The sequence below is a fragment of the Marinagarivorans algicola genome, from assembly GCF_001292705.1.
GTDB lineage: Bacteria > Pseudomonadota > Gammaproteobacteria > Pseudomonadales > Cellvibrionaceae > Marinagarivorans > Marinagarivorans algicola.
Genome location: NZ_LGAK01000013.1, coordinates 39,650 through 58,180 on the forward strand (window position 1 = coordinate 39,650; position 18,531 = coordinate 58,180).

General features: G+C 46.4%; 13 protein-coding genes. 9 read left to right on the plus strand and 4 right to left on the minus strand.

All coding sequences use genetic code 11. The features are described 5' to 3' along the window. Nucleotides 1-58 precede the first annotated feature (58 nt). From AC438_RS05840 to AC438_RS05860, 5 genes are all read left to right on the plus strand, one after another. Nucleotides 59-1,714 carry a glutamine--tRNA ligase/YqeY domain fusion protein gene (locus AC438_RS05840; protein WP_053980309.1) on the plus strand — a complete coding sequence of 552 codons (1,656 nt, stop codon included), beginning with the start codon at nt 59-61 and terminating at the stop codon, nt 1,712-1,714. An 88-nt stretch (nt 1,715-1,802) separates the two neighbouring features. After that, complete coding sequence (cysS, locus tag AC438_RS05845; protein ID WP_053980310.1) at nt 1,803-3,176, plus strand: cysteine--tRNA ligase; 1,374 nt, start codon at nt 1,803-1,805, stop codon at nt 3,174-3,176. A gap of 75 nt (nt 3,177-3,251) precedes the next feature. Next, nucleotides 3,252-4,079: an ion transporter gene (locus AC438_RS05850; RefSeq protein WP_053980311.1), complete on the plus strand. Its 828-nt coding sequence runs from the start codon at nt 3,252-3,254 to the stop codon at nt 4,077-4,079. Between the two features lie 26 nt (nt 4,080-4,105). Further along, nucleotides 4,106-4,759, plus strand: a complete 654-nt coding sequence (locus AC438_RS05855) for a DNA-J related domain-containing protein (RefSeq protein ID WP_053980312.1) — start codon at nt 4,106-4,108, stop codon at nt 4,757-4,759. Nucleotides 4,760-5,021: 262 nt separating this feature from the next. Beyond that, a complete protein-coding gene (locus tag AC438_RS05860; RefSeq protein WP_082353994.1) occupies nt 5,022-6,980 on the plus strand; it encodes an Ig-like domain-containing protein in 1,959 nt (652 codons plus the stop codon). 139 nt (nt 6,981-7,119) lie between these two features. Here the strand turns inward: AC438_RS05860 and hldE are convergent, their stop codons facing one another. The 3 genes from hldE to AC438_RS05875 all read right to left on the minus strand — a co-directional run bounded on the left by hldE (nt 7,120) and on the right by AC438_RS05875 (nt 10,090). Next, nucleotides 7,120-8,553, minus strand: a complete 1,434-nt coding sequence (hldE, locus tag AC438_RS05865; protein WP_053980314.1) for a bifunctional D-glycero-beta-D-manno-heptose-7-phosphate kinase/D-glycero-beta-D-manno-heptose 1-phosphate adenylyltransferase HldE — start codon at nt 8,551-8,553, stop codon at nt 7,120-7,122. A 45-nt stretch (nt 8,554-8,598) separates the two neighbouring features. Further along, on the minus strand, nt 8,599-9,165 hold the full coding sequence (locus AC438_RS05870; protein WP_053980315.1) for a D-sedoheptulose-7-phosphate isomerase: 567 nt from the start codon (nt 9,163-9,165) through the stop codon (nt 8,599-8,601). A 124-nt stretch (nt 9,166-9,289) separates the two neighbouring features. Further along, nucleotides 9,290-10,090, minus strand: a complete 801-nt coding sequence (locus AC438_RS05875) for a hypothetical protein (protein WP_053980316.1) — start codon at nt 10,088-10,090, stop codon at nt 9,290-9,292. 313 nt (nt 10,091-10,403) lie between these two features. Between AC438_RS05875 and queA the strand changes: the two genes are divergently transcribed. The 4 genes from queA (at nt 10,404) to secF (ending at nt 15,816) form a co-directional block, all read left to right on the plus strand. Continuing rightward, nucleotides 10,404-11,456 carry a tRNA preQ1(34) S-adenosylmethionine ribosyltransferase-isomerase QueA gene (gene queA, locus AC438_RS05880; protein WP_053980317.1) on the plus strand — a complete coding sequence of 351 codons (1,053 nt, stop codon included), beginning with the start codon at nt 10,404-10,406 and terminating at the stop codon, nt 11,454-11,456. Between the two features lie 8 nt (nt 11,457-11,464). Then, complete coding sequence (gene tgt, locus AC438_RS05885) at nt 11,465-12,625, plus strand: tRNA guanosine(34) transglycosylase Tgt (RefSeq protein WP_053980337.1); 1,161 nt, start codon at nt 11,465-11,467, stop codon at nt 12,623-12,625. Nucleotides 12,626-12,889: 264 nt separating this feature from the next. Next, on the plus strand, nt 12,890-14,770 hold the full coding sequence (gene secD / locus AC438_RS05890) for a protein translocase subunit SecD (RefSeq protein ID WP_053980318.1): 1,881 nt from the start codon (nt 12,890-12,892) through the stop codon (nt 14,768-14,770). Between the two features lie 125 nt (nt 14,771-14,895). Next, the gene (gene secF / locus AC438_RS05895) at nt 14,896-15,816 is read left to right on the plus strand and encodes a protein translocase subunit SecF (RefSeq protein ID WP_053980319.1); all 921 of its coding nucleotides are present in this window, start codon (nt 14,896-14,898) and stop codon (nt 15,814-15,816) included. A 479-nt stretch (nt 15,817-16,295) separates the two neighbouring features. Here secF and AC438_RS05900 read toward each other — a convergent pair whose 3' ends face one another. After that, nucleotides 16,296-18,530 (minus strand): hypothetical protein, encoded by a 2,235-nt coding sequence (locus tag AC438_RS05900; RefSeq protein WP_053980320.1) that lies wholly within the window; start codon nt 18,528-18,530, stop codon nt 16,296-16,298. Between the last annotated feature and the right edge of the window lies 1 nt (nt 18,531).

An 18,531-nucleotide genomic window follows, 5' to 3' on the forward strand; every position in this document is an offset into this window, starting at 1 on the left:
TTTTGCTTGTAAACCGGAACCTTACAGGCTATTTATTACGCATTTAAACAGGCGAGATATGACTGAAGCGGCCAAACCTACGAATTTTTTACAACAAATACTCCAAGCTGACCTCGATAGCGGCAAGCACGTTAAAATAGTGACACGCTTCCCGCCGGAGCCTAATGGTTATTTACACATAGGCCATGCAAAGTCGATTTGTTTGAATTTTGGCCTTGCGGAGGCGCTAGGTGGCGAGTGCAACCTACGCTTTGATGATACCAACCCTGCTAAAGAAGAGCAGCAATACATCGATGCCATTAAAGAAGATGTGCGGTGGTTGGGGTATAGCTGGGCGGGCGATGTGCGTTATGCATCGAGTTACTTTGATACGCTTTTTGAGTGGGCTTGCCAACTTATTAAGCAAGGCGATGCTTATGTCTGTGATTTATCTTCCGATGAAGCGCGCGCTTATCGCGGCACCTTAAAAGAACCCGGTAAAAACTCGCCCTATCGCGAGCGTACTGCTGAGGAAAATCTCGCGTTATTTGAACAAATGAAAAACGGCGACTTTGACGAAGGCGCCTGTGTACTGCGTGCAAAAATTGATATGAGCAGCGGTAATATCAATATGCGCGACCCCATTTTGTACCGTATTCGTAAGCAATCACATCATCAAACGGGCGATAAGTGGTGTATTTACCCTAACTACGACTTTGCGCATGGGCAAGAAGATGCCATTGAGGGGGTGACTCATTCAATTTGTACCCTAGAGTTTGCCGATCATCGCCCTTTATATGAATGGCTTTTGGAGCATCTACCGGTACCGAGTAAGCCCAAGCAGTATGAATTTGGTCGTTTAAATTTAAATTATTCGGTCACTAGTAAGCGTAAACTAAAGCAACTCGTCGATGAAGGGTATGTTGACGGATGGACCGATCCGCGTATGCCTACTATCGCCGGTTACCGCCGTCGAGGTTATACCCCAGCAGCGCTGCGTAAATTTTGTGAAATGATTGGCGTTACCAAAAGCGACGGGGTGGTGGATGTTGCCATGCTTGAGCATGCCATTCGCGATGACTTAGATAAAAACTCGCCACGCGCCATGTGTGTATTGAAGCCATTGAAGGTTATTTTAACCAATTACCCTGACGACAAAACCGAGTTGCTCGAGGCGCCGGGTCATCCTAATCACGATGATTTGCCTGCTCGTCAATTGCCCTTTGGGCGTGAAGTATATATTGATCAAGATGACTTCCGAGAAGAGGCCAACAAAAAGTATAAGCGCTTAGTATTGGGTAAGCGTGTGCGCTTACGCAGTGCGTATATCATTGAAGCGGATAAAGCGATTAAAAATGATCAAGGTGAGATTATTGCCGTTGAGGCGCGCATTATCGAAGGTACCGTCGGCAAAAATCCAGAAGACGGCATTAAAGCGAAAGGGGTTATTCAGTGGGTTGCCGCCCATGATTGCGCAAAATTTGAAGTGCGTTTATATGACAGGCTCTTTACGGATGCTGCCCCTGACAGCGGTGATAAAAACTTTTTAGACAGCATTAACCCACACAGCTTAACGACAGTTGATTGTGCTGTAGGCGAAAAAGGTTTGCTCAACGCTGAAGTCGGAACCACTTACCAGTTTGAGCGCGAAGGGTATTTTTGCCGTGATAGCCAAGCGCCAACCTTAGTGTTTAACCGCACGATTGGTTTGCGTGATACTTGGGTTGATAAATAGGCGTAGTCAATAAAAGCGCCAGCGGCGCACGTTACAGTGCGCGATTTAGGTATGTTTAATCAAGCAATAATACATAAAGGGAACTCCCATGAGTTTAGTGGTTTACAACACACAAACCCGCACTAAAGAAGCCTTTAGCCCAATAGATGCTAATAATGTAAAAATGTATGTCTGTGGGCCAACGGTCTACAATTTTGTCCATATCGGTAATGCTCGGCCGGTTGTTGTGTTTGACACATTATTTAGAGTACTGCAAAGCCAATACCCTAAAGTGACCTACGCGCGCAATATTACCGATATTGACGATAAGATTATGAAAGCGGCAGGCCAAAGTGGCGAAACCATTGCCGAGCTAACGGCACGCTATGCGAGCGAGTTTGAAAAAGACATGGCTGCGCTCAATAATTTACAGCCTACCATCGTGCCGTATGCCACCCATCACGTGCCCGATATGATTGCCATGATTGCTGAATTAGTGGATAAAAACCATGCTTATTCGGCGCAAGGCCACGTACTTTTTGATGTTAAATCAATGCCTGATTACGGCAAGTTAAGTAATCAAGGTATTGATGCTATGCTCGAAGGCGCGCGCGTAGAAGTGGCGAGCTATAAAAAGTATGCCGGCGATTTTGTATTGTGGAAACCTTCGAGCGAGGGTGAACCCGGCTGGGATAGCCCTTGGGGGCGCGGCCGTCCAGGCTGGCATATAGAGTGCTCGGCGATGATCGAAAAGCATTTAGGCAATACCATTGATGTGCACGGCGGCGGTCGCGATTTGATTTTTCCGCATCATGAAAACGAAGTGGCCCAAAGCGAATGTGCCCATGGTGGTGAGCAGTATGTGAAATACTGGATGCACAATGGTTACATTAATATTGGCGGCGAGAAGATGTCAAAAAGCTTAGGCAACTTTAAAACCGTACGTGATTTATTAGGCCGCTATAAAGGTGAAGTGATTCGCTTTGCTTTATTATCGGCGCAGTATCGCAGCGAGCTTGATTTTTCGGTTGATTTACTCGACCAATCAGCTGCCAGCTTGGATGGTATTTACGGTGCATTACGTAAAGTTGAGGCACTTGAAGAATCCTGCATTGAGCTTAGCCAAAGCGCGGCGTATCAAGCATTATTGGATGATTTGAATAGCCCGCAAGCGATTAGTGAATTACATCAACTCGCCAAACGGCTTAATAAAGAAGGCGATGAGGATTTGGCCTTAGTCAAAGGTGAATTATTAGCGGTTGGCAACCTCATGGGGTTGTTACAGCAAGATCCGGAAGAGTGGTTTAAATCCAGTGTGAGCGCGGGTATTACAGCCGATGAAATTGAGGCGCTTATTGCCGAGCGTTTAGAGGCGAGGGCCAGCAAAAACTGGGCACGCTCTGATGAAATACGTGATTTATTACAAGCGCAAGGCGTTGTTCTAGAAGACGCTAAAGCGGGTACCACTTGGCGCTTTGAATAGCGTCGTGCATTTTTAACCTGGGCCGGTAGCTATCGCTGACCGGCCTTTTTTATACCTAATAATTGATATATCTTTATGAGTGAAGTAACGGCGCACCCTAGCCATAATTTATTTTTTCGTATTCGCCATAATAAAATTTTTGAATGGTTTGTAATTAGTATTATTGTCTTTTCGGCCGTGGTTATTGGTGTAAAAACCTACGCAATACCACCGTTTGTCAATCAATTAGTGATTGTGCTTGATTGGCTGATTACCTTTATTTTCTTGGTTGAGCTGATAATACGGTTTTTGGGCGAGCCGTCCAAAAAAGACTTTTTTAAAAATGGTTGGAATATTTTTGATGCGACTATTGTTGCGGTTAGCCTGATCCCTATTGATGACAGTGAGCTGGCTATTGTTGGCCGTCTCATTCGTATATTTAGGGTGCTCCGAATGATATCAATCATTCCAGAGCTACGAGTATTACTTAATTCTTTGCTAAAAGCATTGCCTCAGTTAAGTTACGTTATGCTGTTAATGTTCATTATTTTTTATATTTATGCGGCAGTTGGGAGTACTTTTTTTGCCACGATAAACCCTCAGCTTTGGGGTGATATTGCTATTAGCATGTTAACTTTATTTAGGGTGATGACCTTTGAAGACTGGACTGACGTTATGTATGAAACGCAAGTGAGCTACCCATTTAGTTGGGTGTTTTATTTGTCGTTTATTTTTTTTACAGCTTTTGCTTTTTTAAATATGGTGATTGGTATCGTGGTCAATGTATTAGAGGAGGAACGTGGTAGGCTGGCGAAAAGTAAGGCCAATGAACTGGAGCAAGAAAAGACTAATCAGTTGCATGCCATTCGCTCGGAGTTGGCAGAGCTTAAAGCATTAATTAAAGCGCAACAGTCACAGACTTAAATTCACAATCGTCGCCGTTAATACTTATGCCTCTCACTCAATGGTTACAAATATCTCAGCATGATTCGATCGCCCTTTTGCTGCAACAGCATATGCAGTCTGTACTGGTCGAGCGGGTTGCGGGTGGCTTATCGGGCGATCATACTGAATTTGAAGAGTATGCACTGATTCAGTGGCTTGATACACAAGGCTGCTGGGCAGGCTTAGACTCTGTGTCGGCGAGTTTAGCTTTATTTGCTAAGCATTTTTTAACGCGGCGTGGCTTGTACCAAAGTCAACAATATTGGCGGACTAATGGATGCCGGTTAGAGTTTGGTTTGATGCGAATAACCGTAGTGTATTGCGTCACCCCCTCTTCACACACGGCGGCGGTCGCCATCCCTTTAGCCGATCAGGCAATTGCTGATTTTTATGGTGACCTTAGTGTGCTTGAAAAAGCCACGCAAGCTTCAGTTTATCGATTGTTGGCGGGTTTTTGGCGGCGCTATGAGGCTTTTGTCGCAGCCGATAGCGCTTATGCGGTATTAGGGGTGGAGCCAGATGCGAGGTGGGAGGTTATTCAAAGAGCCTATCGCCAGCTTGCTGCTAAGCATCACCCCGATAAAGGTGGCGACCCTGAACAGTTTTTGCTGGTTAAAGCGGCCTATGATCAACTCAAGGCGGTTAAGCGCACGACATAAAATACAGGAGGGCTCAGTGGGTGCAGGACTATATATTGGAAGCTTTCACCCAGATGTAATCGTAAAAATGAGCACCAAGTAGCACTTTATTGTTTTGATATGTTAAATCGTATGGCGATTATTGTGATCTGTTAGCCTATTCTAGTGCGCTTGTTTGGGGCCTAGCGTTGCTCCTTAGTATTACGCACACTTTTTTCTAATTAAAGCCCCTTTTTGGGTAACACAGTGATTTCTTGATTGCGACTTTTGGGCGCTTAGACTTATGAATATGAAATTGGCAGTATATGGATCCTTGTTGGCGGTATTGTTGGGCGCTTGCGTAGGTAAAGACCCTGTGCTCAATGCGCCGAGTACGTCATCGTCGAGCCCTGCTAGCAGTATTGATCACAGTAGCGTTGCCACAAGTAGTGTTGCCATAAGTAGTACTCCTATAAGCAGTACTCCTAGCAGTAGTGTATCAAGTAGTCTGGCCCAAAGCAGTTCGGTGATAAGTAATACGGCACCTACTGTCAACTGGGTGAGCCCCGAGGCCAATTATACGGTGATTGATGGCCTTGCTGCGGTGATGATCGAAGCGAATGTGGTCGATAGCGAAGATAATGTATCGAGCGTGACGCTGTCTATTAATGGTCAAAAACAAGCGATGCTAACGGGATCACCTTATCGCTGGCCTGCGAGTCTTATTGAGTCTTTGAGCGTCGGTGAGCATGCCCTAACAATAGAGGCCACGGATGAGGCGGGCGCTAGCACCGTTGTTGAGCGCACAATTACCGTTGACCCGTCCCAGAATGTGTTGCCCACCGTGACGTTTGTGAACCCTATGGCCGATGACTTATTGCCCCATCAATCGAGCCTGGATGTACGTGTCAATGCGGCCGATGTCGATGGTGATATTATCAGCGCGATATTATATGTGAATAGTCAGCAAGTGGCTGAAATCACACAAGCGCCTTTTGAGTGGCCTGCGCGCTTATTACCAGCACTTAATCAATTAGAGGAAGGCCTTTACACATTAAAAGTGGTTGTGACAGACAATCGTGGTGATACTGCGGAGGCGCAAATTAGCGTGACGGTATCGGAGCCTAATGATTTCCCTGTGGTCGATTTTGTGAGCCCTGCAAATGCCTTGGTATTGGCGGCAGGTGCGCAGATTGACGTGATTGCCGACGCGAGTGATAGCGATGGTCAAATTGCCGAGGTAATTTTGAGTATCAACGGCATAGATATTGGCGCGCCTGATAAGACCATGCCTTACGAGTGGTTTGCAACGCGCAATGCTGAACTTAAAGATATCCCGACAGGCGAGTACACTTTAAGGCTGACTGCTGTTGATGATAAAGGCGGTAAAGCACATGTAGAGCGCCAATTAACAATCACCAACGATGCCGATACTGCAGCAGGAGATCCTGCGCGCGGTCAAGTTCAATATTTTCAAAATTGCCTCGAGTGTCACGGTCAGTTTGGTGAAGGGACCAGCCGCGCAAAAGCGATTATGCCACTCAAAGCCAGTTATACCAAAAATGGCAAAAGTTACTCTTTGTTTTCTTTGATTGATGAATTAATGCCTGATGGTTATGTTTCAGCTTGTGCCGATCAATGCGCTAAAAATGTGGCTTCATACATGAAAGAAGGTCTGACCGCAGCGGCACAAGAAAAAAACACATTAAGCGCTGGTGATATTCAAACGGGTAAAGTGGAGTTTGAACTGCATTGTGCGAAATGCCACGGTAATGACGGTTTAGGGGGGGATGAAGATGTGGTTTTATTCCCTGTGCGCAGCGGTGACGACTATGCTTTATCAACGTTTTATTTTTATGCCAAGGTAAGCCTATGGAGCTTGATTGACTTGGGGATGCCCTATGGGCCTACAGGCTATCCTGAAGGCTATGCTGAAAAATGTTCCGGTCAGTGCGCGGCAGATGTCATTAGCTACATTAAAGATTTAGAAAGCAAGTTGACCGAGCAAGAGCTATTACAGGTGCAAATAGCGGCAGGTAAAAAGCAGTACGCAACGTATTGTGCTGGCTGCCATAATAACGATGGCCGCCGACGTGGTATTATTCCGCTTACGAATGCCGAGCGCAATAATGATAGCCTCGATGATAGTGATAAGCTCTTTAAATATAATCGTGATGCGATGCCGCCAAGCGACCCGCAAAGCTGTGGAGATCAATGCTCTAAAGATATTACAGTGTATATTCGCGCCGTACTGGATCAATGATAAGCACATTAGTTAGACACAAAAAAGCCGCTATTTCAGCGGCTTTTTTGTGTCTTTCAGCGTTTAGCTGCTGTTGTAAGCGGCCATGGTTATAAACGTTTATGACCGTGATGAGATTATGACCGTGATGAGATTATGGCTATGAGGGGTTGTTGCGAATCTTTTCAATCGTTTTAGTCGTTGAGCAGTCATTAATAAAATCAATAATTGTCACATCGCCACCGTGCTGCAAAACTTCGTCGGCGCCTACAATGGTTTCAATACGATAATCGCCGCCTTTGACTAAAACGTCGGGTTTAATGGCATGAATTAAGTTCAGCGGCGTGTCCTCATTAAAAGGTATTACCCAGTCAACGGCTTTTAAAGCGGTTAACAGTGTCATGCGATGCTCTAACGTATTGATAGGGCGACTTGGCCCTTTTAAACGCCGAATACTCGCGTCGCTATTTAACCCAATAATTAAGCGCTGCCCTAAGGATTTAGCCTTTTCTAAATAACTAATATGGCCAGCATGTAAAATATCAAAGCAACCATTGGTGAAAACGAGTTTTTCACCGGCGCGACGGGCCAGCGCAATATGCCTTAGCACTTGATCCTCTGGGCATTGGTAGTGCTGGCCTTGATGTAACAGTTGCTCATTCACTGCGCCTGCAAGCTCTTCAGGGGTGACCACCTCGGCGCCGAGTTTAGTGACCACAATACCGGCGGCCAAGTTGGCCACTTCGGCTGCGGTTTCATCGCTTTGCCCGAGTGCTAACATAACCGCCATGGTTGCAATGACAGTATCGCCTGCACCGGTGACATCACTCACCTCACGGACTTTCGCGGGAAAGTCTGTTTTATCGTTGGGAGTAATAACGGACATTCCCTGCTCACTGCGTGTGAGTAGCATGCGGTCGATATTGCATTGCTTGAGCAGGGCACGCGCACTGCTGGCGATCGTGTATTCATTAGCGTTATCGCCACCGGCTAATAAAAATTCGCTGAGATTGGGGGTAATAAGATCGGCGCCGCTGTATAAGCTAAAATCGAGTTGCTTGGGGTCAATTAATACAGTTTTACCCGCTTTTTTGGCGCAGGCAATTAATTGTGAGACGTGTTGTAAAGTGCCTTTATTGTAATCAGAAAAAACAACTAAATCATAGTGCGGCAGCAGTGTTTCGAGCTGTTGTTGTAAGGTCTTAGTATCACTGTGCTCAAAGGGCGTTTCAAAATCTAAGCGCACCACTTGTTGATTGCGACTAATGACGCGTAATTTGGTGATTGTGGGTTTGTTGCACGGTATAAGATGCGCGGCAATACCTTCTTCGGCGAGTTGTTGGGTAACGCGTGTGCCATTATCATCATTGCCTATGACACCGAGTAAGCCAACATGCGCATCAAGGTAGCGAATATTACGTGCAACATTGGCTGCGCCACCGAGCTTGCTATCTTGATGGTTGACTTTAATAATCGGTACCGGTGCTTCGGGCGAGATGCGCTGTGCATCGCCGAGCATATAATGATCAAGCATAATATCGCCCACCACTAAAATGCGGGCGTGGTTAAAGCGGTTAAATACAGAAATATCCATGAGGTTTCTCGGGCTAAAAATACTGTTCTGTTGATCTGTTTTTTATTACAGCGCTTGATCAAAGGCTTCGCAGAGCCAGTGGCCCATAAATAAATGAGCCTCTTGAATGCGAGCCGTTTCATCACAGTCGATAATAAGGCTTAAGTGTGCGATGTCTTTGGCTTTACCCCCATCGCGGCCGGTAAAGGCAATGGAATACGCGCCGAGAGTGTTGGCCGCTTGTAGGCCTAAATTAACATTAGGGCTATTACCTGAAGTACTTAAGCCAATGACTACATCTTTAGAGTCTGCTAGGCCTAAAATTTGTCGTTCAAAGACAGAATCAAAGGAATAATCATTGCTGTGTGCGGTGAGAATAGAGGTATCCGTGGTTAATGCAATCGCGCGAATGGGCGCGCGCTCAGCCTTATAGCGTACCATCAATTCGGCGGCCAAATGTTGACTGTCTGCTGCGCTACCGCCATTGCCAAAAAATAAAATTTTGCCACCGGCATTGACTGCTGCTTGGCATTGCTCAAAAACGCTAATCAGTGCATCTGCATGAGCGTCTAGCGTAGCGAAGAGTTGACGGTGTCGCGCGAGGCTAGCCGTATATGAATGACGTAAAGACATGGGTAAACCTTAAAAAATCGGCATCGTGCAATCATTGCACGAGTATTGTTTTGCTGGGTTGTTTGGAGCGCTTTAATGCGCCACGGCACTGACATTGTGGGCGTTATTGCTTATAGGTTGAGACCTAGCCTCGCGTCAGTTGCGCGCGGAGGTTCAGTATAACCTTGTGCCATTGCGCGCGTAGGTAGGCTTGAAAGTTTCCTTGGCTATTGCTGATTTTAAGTGTGCTGTAAATTTTGAGTGGCGAGACTGTGTTACGGGTACGATGAGTGACCTCAGGCTTATTAACGGTAATAGGTTGGCTTGCGCTAACCGGTGCCCCATCAATGATGGCAATTGTATTGTGTCCAGAATTATCGAGCTGCGCCACCCATTGCTGCGCCAAACTGCGCGTATTATTGTGATTGGTTAATGTCGGGTGCAGTTGAGCGAGAGTCGTACTACTCATAATGGGCGCTGTCGCATCAACACCATTGGTAAAGCGCATAAGCATGCGAGGGTGTTGTAAAAATAATGCGTTGTGATGGTGCGAGTCGAAGGTAAAGGCTGGGTGAGCTAGCGCTAATTGGTGGCCGCTGAACAGCGCAAATAATCGATTGATATTGGTTGCATTGGTAAGCAACGTCTCATCCGCAAACCAAATGGCCTCATAAGTACTAATAAGCTCCCAGTATTGCTCGACGATTGTTGCTATCACGCTCCAGCGCTCGCCTTTTTGTTGGTCGTAAAAAGTACATGCATTTTGGTAAGTATTAGGCGTGTCGCCACTGTAACTTAAAAAAGTATCAAAATGTGGGTGTCCGCTTTCGAGCCATGTAGCATGATGTGATTGATCGCTTACGCGCGCAATAATTAAAAAACGGTTATCCACTGCTGAGCCTTCTTTGGGTACTGTTAGCGTGTTAGGTGCTAGGCTACTCTGCATGATAGCCGCTGTGTTTTATAGCGACTTCGCTTGATAGCTGCATCGGTTAAATCATTGCGGTACGACAATGATGACTCGTGTCACATGCTCGCTTTTTAGGTGCTCTTATAGCTGCTCTTATGCTGCTCTGAGGATCCATAAAAGCGCCCTGATCGCTATGACGCGTTAGTATTTACGGTGTTTTGGTGTGAAGCGCAAACTATACCAGAGCACCGCCGCTGGCTACAGCTTGCGTTTTACGCTAATCTGCGCGTTTTTTATTCGTACATTGCCCTGTTTGTGGGGTGTGACGATACTACTTTGATGTTGAGTTATGCAATTATCCGATTTTGATTATGATCTCCCGCCACATTTGATTGCCAAAGCCCCCGCTCAAAAGCGCACCGGTAGCCGCTTATTGTGTCTTGATGGCGCTTTAGGTGAGCTGAGCGATCAGCAGTTTCCTGACTTGTTGGCTAAGTTGGAGCCAGGCGATTTAATGGTCTTTAATAATACCCGAGTTATTCCTGCGCGTGTATTTGGTGCCAAACTGACTGGCGGTAAAATAGAAATGCTCGTTGAGCGAGTGATTAGCGATACCCGTGTACACGCTCACTTGCGCTCGAGCAAATCGCCTAAAGCGGGTACGCAATTGCGCTTAGAGGGTGATGTTTTAGTGACTGTAGCTGGCCGTGAGGGCGACTTATTTGTGGTCGACTTCCCGTCTGAGCAACCAGCGATTGATGTCTTAGAGCGCATTGGCCACATGCCTTTGCCACCGTATATTGATCGTGCAGATGATGACAGCGACAAAGAGCGCTATCAAACAGTTTACAATCAGCACAAAGGTGCTGTTGCCGCGCCAACCGCGGGCCTGCACTTTGATGACGATATGCTCGCGGCTATTAAAGCAAAGGGTGTAAATATTGCGTTTGTCACTTTGCATGTGGGTGCGGGTACGTTTCAGCCTGTGCGCGTTGATAACATTAAAGAGCACACTATGCATGCTGAGTACATGGTAGTCGATGACGCTGCCTGCGAAGCGGTGAAGGCAGCAAAAGCTGCAGGTAAGCGGGTTATTGCCGTAGGCACCACGAGTGTACGTAGCTTGGAGACTGCCTCACTAGGCGGAGACATCAAACCTTATACTGGGGACACTGAAATATTTATTTACCCAGGGTTTGAATTTAAAACTGTCGATGCGTTATTAACCAACTTTCATTTACCCCAATCGACCTTGCTTATGCTGATCTCAGCGCTCGCAGGGTATGAGCACGTTCAGCAGGCTTATCGTCACGCGGTTGCTAATGAGTACCGCTTTTTTAGTTACGGTGATGCTATGTGGATCACTAAAAACCCCAACGCCAAAGACCAGGGGCCTTTGTAATGTCTTTTATGCAATTTGAGTTAGATAACACCAGTACCGAGCCTAGTAAGAACGCACGTGCACGTCGCGGACGCTTAAAGTTCCCACGCGGTATTGTAGAAACCCCCGCTTTTATGCCGGTAGGTACTTACGGTACTGTTAAAGGAATGACGCCCGCCGATATCGAGGCGACGGGTGCACATATATTATTGGGAAATACATTTCATTTAATGTTGCGCCCAGGCACCGAAGTCATTAAAGCCCATGGCGACTTACACGACTTTATGCAATGGGATAAGCCCATTCTCACGGATTCGGGCGGTTTTCAAGTGTTTAGTCTTGGCGCCATGCGTAAAATCACCGAAGAAGGCGTTGTGTTTAAGTCCCCCATTGATGGCAGCAAAGTGGAGCTAAACCCCGAAATTGCGATGCAGGTACAGCGTGATTTAGGCAGTGATATCGTTATGATCTTTGACGAATGTACCCCATACCCCGCCAGCGAAAAAGAAGCACGTGACTCTATGGAATTATCTTTGCGCTGGGCCAAGCGCAGTAAAGATGCGCATAGCGACAATCCCAGTGCGCTTTTTGGTATTGTGCAGGGCGGTATGTATGAGCATTTGCGCAAAGAGTCGCTCGAGGGCTTAGCGAAGATCGATTTTGACGGCTTTGCGATTGGCGGCCTAAGCGTTGGCGAACCTAAAGAAGACATGATGCGAGTGTTGCATCATTTAACCCCCATTATGCCAAAAGATAAGCCGCGCTATTTAATGGGCGTTGGTAAACCCGAAGATATTGTCGAGGCGGTGCGCCGCGGCATTGATATGTTTGATTGCGTTATGCCAACGCGCAATGCCCGTAACGGCCACTTGTTTGCGCATGATGGCGTGATCAAAATTCGCAACGCCAAGCATCGCCACGATACCAGTCCGCTCGATAGCGAGTGCGATTGCTATACCTGTAAAAATTTCAGCCGCAGTTATTTGCATCACCTTGATAAGTGTAACGAGATATTAGGTGCTCAGCTCAATACGGTACACAACTTACGCTTTTATCAAAAATTGATGAGTGATTTGCGTGAGGCAATAGGGCAAGATCGCCTCGAGGAATTTGTTGCGCAGTTTTATGCTCGTCAGGGTCGAGAGGTGCCGGCTTTTACTGATTCACCTTCGCCCAGCGCACAGGCGTAGTGAGCCTAAAGTGAGAAGCTGCACCGCTAAATGTTGCGGCTTCTTGCATTCGATTCCTTGAACTCAGTACTTTGTACCCCATTAACAGCATACTGCGTGTCAAACCGTTATAATCATACGCCAGAATGCTGTTGCTCTTTATGAAGGTCGTTATTCTGTGTAAAGGCTTGGGTCTTTCTCAGTGCTGGGCGCTTTTATAATCGTTTTTAATATTATCGTGGCCATGCGCCTTAAAACACAAGAATTAACCCACTGGATAGACTCATGAACCGCTACCCCTTATGGAAATACCTGCTTTTACTGGTTGTCTTGGGCTTAGGTATTGTTTACGCAATGCCCAATTTATATGCCCCCGACCCTGCCGTACAAATTAGTGGCTACTCTGCTGATTTTACTGTTGATGAAAAAGCCCTTAAAAAAATCACCACAGCACTCGATAATGCCAATATTGGCTATAAAAGTGCAGCCTTAGAAGAGGGCGGCTCGGCCTTGATTCGGTTAAACGCGATCGGTGATCAGTTGAGTGCGCAGCGCACCATCGAAGAGGCGATTAACCGCGGGACGAACCAAGGCGATTTATACATTGTGGCCTTAAACAGCGCGCAAAATACACCGCAGTGGCTAGCCGACTTGGGTGCTAAGCCTATGAATTTGGGCTTAGATTTGGCCGGTGGTGTGCATTTTGTGCTTGAAGTCGATACGCCTAAAGTCGTGAATGATCGTTTGCACGACAGTGAAGAGGTGATTAAAAAAGCGATTCGTAAAGCGCGTATTTTTAATACCAAAACCGCCATCGATAAAGGTGCTTTGGTGGTTACCGCCGAAACACAAGAGGCGCAAACACAAGTAGCGACCTTAATTAAAGATGAGTTGCCGCGCATGCAACGTAAGTCGAGCGAAGAAAACGGTAAATTTGTGGTTCGCGCCAATTTAGCGCAAGAGGCCATCAAAGAAATTGAAGATCTTGCCGTGATTCAAAACTTAAGTACTTTGCGCAATCGTGTTAACGAATTGGGCGTGGCTGAGCCGTTGGTGCAACGCTTGGGTCGTAACCGTATTATTGTAGAGTTGCCGGGCGTACAAGACACAGCGCGCGCTAAAAAGGTGATTGGTAAAACCGCAAACCTCGAGTTTCGCTTAGAAGCTAAACCCGATGCCGGTTTTAGTCAGCGCCAAAAATTTAATCATCGCCAAGAAGACATGCAAGCGCGCACAGGTGGCTCATACCTTGAGCGTCGCCCCATCATCACCGGTGAAAGCGTGACGAATGCAACACGTGGCTTTGATCAAGAAACAGGCCAGCCACAAGTGAATATTTCATTAGATGCCGATGGCGGTGCCGCCATGCACCGTGCGACACGGAATAATGTGGGCCGCCGTTTGGGTGTTTTATTTATTGAATACCGCCCCAGTACCCGCACTGTTACAAATGCTGATGGTGTTGAAGAGCAAATTGTTGAGCAAGTTGCGATTAAAAATATTATCAGCTTAGCGACGGTACAGAGTGCTTTGGGTCGCGAGTTTCGCACAACAGGCTTAAGCGAAAACGAAGCCGGCGAATTAGCATTATTGCTACGCTCCGGTGCGTTAGCGGCACCTATGGTTTTTGTTGAAGAGCGTACTATTGGCCCCTCACTGGGTGCCGAAAATATTGAGCGCGGGATATTATCTATACAGTTAGGCATGTTTTTAGTCGTTTTGATTATGCTGGCTTACTACCGCGTGAGCGGTGTCGCTGCCAATATTGCACTGGCGTTTAACGTGGCCTTACTGGCTGCAATTATGAGCCCCTTTGCAACACTTACGCTGCCTGGGCTTGCCGGTATTGTATTGACCGTAGGTATGGCTGTTGATGCTAACGTGCTTATTTTCTCCCGCATTAAAGAAGAAATAGCGGCCGGTATGCCCGTGCAAAGTGCGATTAGTACAGGTTTTGACCGTGCGTTTACCACCATCTTAGATGCTAACATCACCACTTTAATTGTTGCCTTAATCTTGTTTGGTATTGGCTCTGGACCTATTAAAGGTTTCGCTGTAACACTGTCGATAGGTATTTTAACCTCAATGTTTACCGCTATCGTTGTAACACGTGCCGTGATTAATTTAATTTACGGTGGTCGCGACATTAAGAAGCTATCGATTTAGCATCGATGATTGAATACTGCCTCTTTAATGTTCAGTGATCGCCTGAAGCTGTCACTAAGCCATCTTATTAATACTAGTGTGCGCCGACCAAAGCGGGCGATACACCTTGATTAGGAAGTCACACCATGAGTGATTTAAAAGTTTTAAATTTTATGCGTTATGCCAAAGTAGCGGCCATAACATCCATTGTTTTGCTGGTTGTCTCAATAGGCTCTTTAGCGGTTAAAGGGCTCAATTTGGGATTGGATTTTACTGGCGGCACCTCGATAGAATTGGAGTATGCGACCGCTCCCAATATTGAGCAGGTGCGCTCAGATTTGGTGGCAGCGGGCTACCCGAGTGCCGTTGTTGTCGCCTATGGTGCAGACACCGATATTATGGTGCGCATTCAAGGTGACGCGGCCAACTTGGCCGAGGATGTGAGTCAGGTACTTAATAGCGGTGAATATGATGTCACAATTAAGCAAGCATCTTTTATTGGTCCGCAAATCGGTGAAGAGTTGCGTGACGACGGCGGCTTAGGAATGCTATTTGCCTTGGGCGTTGTGATGGTTTATGTGGCATTACGCTTTCAATTTAAATTCTCGATAGGCGCTGTCGCGGCTCTGGTTCACGACGTTATTATTGTGTTGGGTGTATTCTCTTTATTGGGTTTAGACTTTGATTTGACCGTATTGGCGGCCATTTTGGCGGTTATCGGTTATTCACTTAACGATACTATTGTGGTGTATGACCGCGTGCGTGAAAACTTTCGCATAATACGCGATATGACCGTACCAGAAGTGATTAACTATTCATTAACGCAAACATTAGGTCGTACATTAATGACATCGGGTACGACGGTTGTGGTTTTACTTGCTCTATTTTTTGTGGGCGGCGAGATGATTCACAATTTTGCAACGGCACTATTAATTGGTGTGGGTGTGGGTACTTATTCTTCTATTTATGTCGCATCGGTTATTTTGTTGGCTATGAAAGTCACCCCCGAAGACTTAATGCCGCCTAAGGTTGAAGTTGAAGGTGAAGAGTTTGAAGAGCTACCTTAATAGTTGTCAGTAGTGAGTGAAATGTAAAAAGCGGCTGTGGCCGCTTTTTTTATCTGTGTAATAAAGTGACGCCCTTAGGGGCGAGGCAATAATAGTTTGTCTAATTAGACGTAGCGTTCTGTTTTCTCGGCAAGGCGCTCGAAGGGGCGCATGCTGGGGCATGTAACGCTTTGAGCAACGCAGGAGAGGAAGCAGAAAACAAGTATTATTGGATAGTGTATTTTTTCCTTGTCCCTTATTAAATCGCTTGAGGAATAATGGATTGGCAGCCTCGTTTAATCGTTACTATTGAGCCCAGCTCATAAGCTTCACCTGTAGTGTGCTGATGGATTATTTTCTGGGTGTTTATGGTTTGGTATTTCTCAATAGTGACGCTTAATCTTTATGCCAAGGCATAAAAAAATGCCGCGAGCGGGCGGCATTTTCAGAGAGGTATTTCTAATATAAACGCTATTCAATTCGACCCGTGCTATTTCGTATTATAGATAGCGTGACCAGAGTACTGATGTGCTGGCACGTTGACTGTTACAAGCTTGTGGATCGTTACCCCCGTTATTAGTCACATGCTCGTCGTTTATTCTTATTTTGCCTTGTAAATAGTTTTGAGCGACTACTTTTGTCTCACGCCGTGCTTCAGAAGACATGTTGCCCAATAATTGAAAATTGGCCCCTTGAATAAGGTTTACAGTATTGCCCGCAACAATGCGACCAAAGATATCCAGCGTACTCTGAACATAAAAATCGCCACCTTGATACGTAGGCTTGGGTGTATCGGCGTCATTTTGTTGGCCGATCATGAAGGCAAAATGCCCTGGGAAGGGTAAGTCTTTTTTGGGTGTCGCGGTGGCTTGGGTGGCTGACTGGCAGTACGCTGTTGGATAAGGATATGGAGCGCCATCTGTGGTTTTAAAGCGCGCTCCACCGGTAGTGCGTATCGTCCCATCGATTTTATCGCCGGTTTGAATAATATCGAGTGTGTAGTTTTCGTTACCGCATAGCGCCTCTACCGGTGCGTGAACGGGGGCCACTAATGCCATAGCTCCAGTAACCTGAGTATCACCAGCGGCCAAAAAGCTATTGATAAAGCGAGAGCTTGCGCCTGCGCGTATACGTAGATCCCGATCAAAATACAGCACGCCAGGCGGTAATCCGATAGCATTGGTGGTAATAACCCAAATGCCATCGGGGGCGTCTTTGGCTAAAACAGTCCGCTGATCGTCAGGTACCGAGTTTGGGTTTGCGGTTAGTTCGCCACCATTGGCTAATCTCAGTATAAATTGTTGGTCGGTGTCAGTGGTGATGCGTAAGTTAGGTAAAAATTTAATGCACGCACTACTGGCATCGCGCCCGAAGCTGTTGCAAAGCGTGGGGTCATTTTTTGAGGGTGCGGCACCTTCAGCGTGTAATGTGTTGAGGTTAATCTCATTGCCATCGTCAGGCTTGCCGGTAAATAAAATATAATCGCCATCGGCGATACCGTGAACTTTTTTGACTTTTACTTTAATTTTTTGGCTAGTGGCATCGTAAGTAAAAGCGTAGTTGGTATCTGGCAGGTATTGATCGGCATCGGCAATTAGGCTTGGTGGCACATCAACGGGTGTATAGGTATCAATAGCCGGCAATGAGGCTTTGACCGCTGGGCCGTTACCAATGTTTTGCGCATTATTGGCATTATTGCAGTTATTGATTTCTTGGCCTGCAACTAATAGCGAAAAGACCCTACCGTTTTGGCCGCAAGTAATCGCATTTACCGCAGTGGCTTTGTCGGATTTAAGGTTACGCTTAAAGTCGATATTATTGTAGCTGTAAACAGTATTCACAAAAGTGTTGTATCGTGTGATCAGGGTGTCATTGCCTGAAATAATTTCTTCTACGTTGCCGTTATTGATGGTGACATCGTTATGCGCTTGCAGCTTTTTCACGGTGGCCGACGAGCCATAACTAATATCGCGCATAGCTAAAATGTAGTCAATGTGCGGGTTGGTGTAGTCTTCAATAATAACGTCCTTACCCGCTTGAATATTAATAATTCGGGCAGAGGCGCTGATTCGAACATCGCCGTTAGCTTTTACAATATCGATAATGTCATTATTGCCTGTGCCTTGTAAGTGAATATCGCCAGTGGCTTTAATGTTAGTGACACCATGAATGGAGCTAGCGGCGCTAGGGTTACCAATTGAGCCATCGACAAACAGTGAGGTATTAGTACCTGATAGGTATGAGTCAATCGATTCATTGGTCAGGTCGCCTCTTAATGCTAGTGCCTCGGTGGCTGGGCAAGAGCCCGGGACAGGTGGGCGGGTATTGTAGGTGAGATCAAGAATGCTGGTCGCTTGAGAAGCTGTATCGATAGCCACAATAGAGACATCAATATCAATACCCACACCGGTGCTTGAAGGGTCGTTCACCTGATTGATCGTGATGCTTGAGCTGCGTAGATGTGCGTATTCATTGGGGAGTGTGTAGGGCAATGGTTGCGCTATTTTACTGTGCAACGTCGCGGTATCTTTACCGACAAGATAAAGCCTTGTCGCCTCGGCGAGCATCCATGCGGCACCTTGGGCATTAGTGACGGCATGCGAGCTGATTTGTTTGTGTTGGGTGGCTTTGACCGAATGCACAATACCTAAAGTCGATGCCGTTAGCGCCACGCCGACCAATAACACAATCACAATAGTCGCTATCCCTTGTTGTTTTTTAAGCGTCGTTTTCATG